Genomic DNA, 1,988 nt, shown 5'->3' with positions numbered 1-1,988 from the left:
GCCTCCCGTTGATGCCCTGCTCACTGAGCGGGGCGTTTGTTTTTGTGCCAGATATCAGAGGAGTTCACCATACAGGACACTGACAATACGCCGTTACCACCCGGTCCGTTCACCCGAGAGCAGGCAACAGCCGTCGCCACGCTGTACACCAACGTAGCCATTGAAGACGACCAGGGTACGCACTTTCGGCTGGTCATTCGCGACAGCGGAGGGCAGTTGTTCTGGCGGGCGTGGAATTTTGAAGCAAATGCAGGAGAGTGGCTGAACCGCTATCTGCTCAGCCACGGTATACCCAAAAATTGACTCATCACCAACAACCACACCAGCAGGCCATGCTCCCACCGGAGCATGGCTTTTTTGTTTATGCCGTTAAAGCAACCATAAGGAATTAACAATGCGATTAGCCAGCCGTTTTGGTCGGGTGAACCAGATTCGCCGTGACCGCCCCTTAACCCGCGAAGAACTGATGCAGCACGTCCCCAGTGTCTTCGGGGAAGACAAGCACGACTCCAGAAGCGAAAAGTATACCTACATACCCACGATCACCCTGCTGGAGAACCTTAAACGCGAAGGGTTCCAGCCATTCTTTGCCTGCCAGTCACGTGTGCGCGACCAGAGCAGACGGGAACATACAAAGCATATGCTGCGCCTGCGTCGTGCCGGTCAGATAAACGGTCAGCAGGTGCCGGAAATTATCATCCTGAATTCGCACGATGGCGCATCAAGTTTTCAGCTACTGCCGGGGATATTCCGAAGCGTCTGCACCAATTCGCTCGTCTGCGGACAGTCGTTTGGCGAGATCCGCGTGCCGCACCGGGGCGATGTTGTCGGGAAGGTGATTGAGGGTGCCTATGAGGTGCTCAGCGTCTTTGACCGGGTGGAAGAGAAACGTGACGCCATGCAGTCCCTGCAACTACCGCCACCAGCACAGCATGCACTGGCTAAAGCGGCGCTGGCATACCGTTTTGGGGAAGAGTACCAGCCAGTAACCGAAGCGCAAATTCTTGCACCCCGCCGCTGGCAGGACGAGAGCGATGACCTGTGGACCACTTACCAGCGCATTCAGGAAAACCTGCTGAAAGGCGGACTAAGTGGCTGTACCGCGCAGGGTAAACGCACCCATACCCGCGCAGTAAACGGGATAGATGGCGACGTTAAGTTAAACCGTGCGCTCTGGGTGATGGCGGAAAACATGATGGACCTGTTGGGCAGGTAGCCCCGCCACCGAAATCAATCCCCGGCCCGACAGCTCCATTCAACATACTCATGCATAAGGAAAAATTAACATGACCGACATTATTAATATTAACGACAACCATCAGCGACCTCTGCAGGCTGGCGATAACGGTTCTGCACCGGCACTGATAGCCACGCCCGTACCTGACGAACAGCGTGTGGGATTCTGGCCGCAGCACTTTGGCAACATCCCGCAGTGGATAACCCTTGAACCGCAGGTCTTTGCGTGGATGGACCGGTTCTGCGCTGACTACAGCGGCGGTATCTGGAATTTTTATACTCTCAACAACGGAGGAGCCTTCATGGCTCCGGAAACGGACAACGATGCCTTCTGGTCGCTGTTCAACGCCATGAATGGCAACGCCGCAGATATGAGCGCCGAAGCTGCAGGGATTGCGGTCTGTCTTATCGCTTACAGTCATCACGCGTGCCGCACAGAATGCGACGCCATGACGGAACATTACTGGCGTCTGCGTGACTATGCGCTGCATCACCCGGAATGTAATGCCATCATGCGCATTATCGACTGAGGTAAGTATTATGGAACAACAGTTACCGCTGTTTGCCCGTGAATTAGCCCCTGCCGACCAGCAGACGGTCAGGGCAGCATTAACCCTGCTGGAGCGCCAGTTACGCGAACCCGGCGCGTCATTTACGTCCAGCCATGCCGTCCGTGACTGGCTGCGTCTGCAGCTCGCTTCACTGGAGCGCGAAGAATTTACCGCACTCTTCCTCGATAACCAGCATCGCCT

The 1,988-nt window shown here is 55.6% G+C and carries 3 protein-coding genes and 1 pseudogene; all 4 read left to right on the top strand.

Annotated elements, in window-relative coordinates; translation table 11 throughout:
- The first annotated feature begins 69 nt into the window (after positions 1 to 69).
- A complete protein-coding gene (locus ADK28_RS28310; protein ID WP_025203175.1) occupies positions 70 to 303 on the top strand; it encodes a DUF905 domain-containing protein in 234 nt (77 codons plus the stop codon).
- Positions 304 to 394: 91 nt separating this feature from the next.
- Positions 395 to 1,216, top strand: coding sequence for a DUF932 domain-containing protein (locus ADK28_RS28305; protein WP_048797326.1), 822 nt, complete (start codon positions 395 to 397; stop codon positions 1,214 to 1,216).
- A 70-nt stretch (positions 1,217 to 1,286) separates the two neighbouring features.
- Complete coding sequence (locus tag ADK28_RS28300; protein WP_152929756.1) at positions 1,287 to 1,766, top strand: antirestriction protein; 480 nt, start codon at positions 1,287 to 1,289, stop codon at positions 1,764 to 1,766.
- 10 nt (positions 1,767 to 1,776) lie between these two features.
- Positions 1,777 to 1,988: pseudogene (locus ADK28_RS28295) on the top strand (hypothetical protein); the annotation flags it as partial.

This window comes from Serratia sp. 506_PEND, from assembly GCF_001076875.1.
GTDB lineage: Bacteria > Pseudomonadota > Gammaproteobacteria > Enterobacterales > Enterobacteriaceae > Serratia > Serratia marcescens.
Note: the sequence above shows the minus strand (reverse complement) of the source record. Positions and strands in the feature narration are given on the sequence as shown.

Coding starts and splice junctions, on each gene's coding strand:
- ADK28_RS28305 (WP_048797326.1), top strand. CDS start 395: ATGCGATTAGCCAGCCGTTTTGGTCGGGTGAACCAGATTCGCCGTGAC.
- ADK28_RS28300 (WP_152929756.1), top strand. CDS start 1,287: ATGACCGACATTATTAATATTAACGACAACCATCAGCGACCTCTGCAG.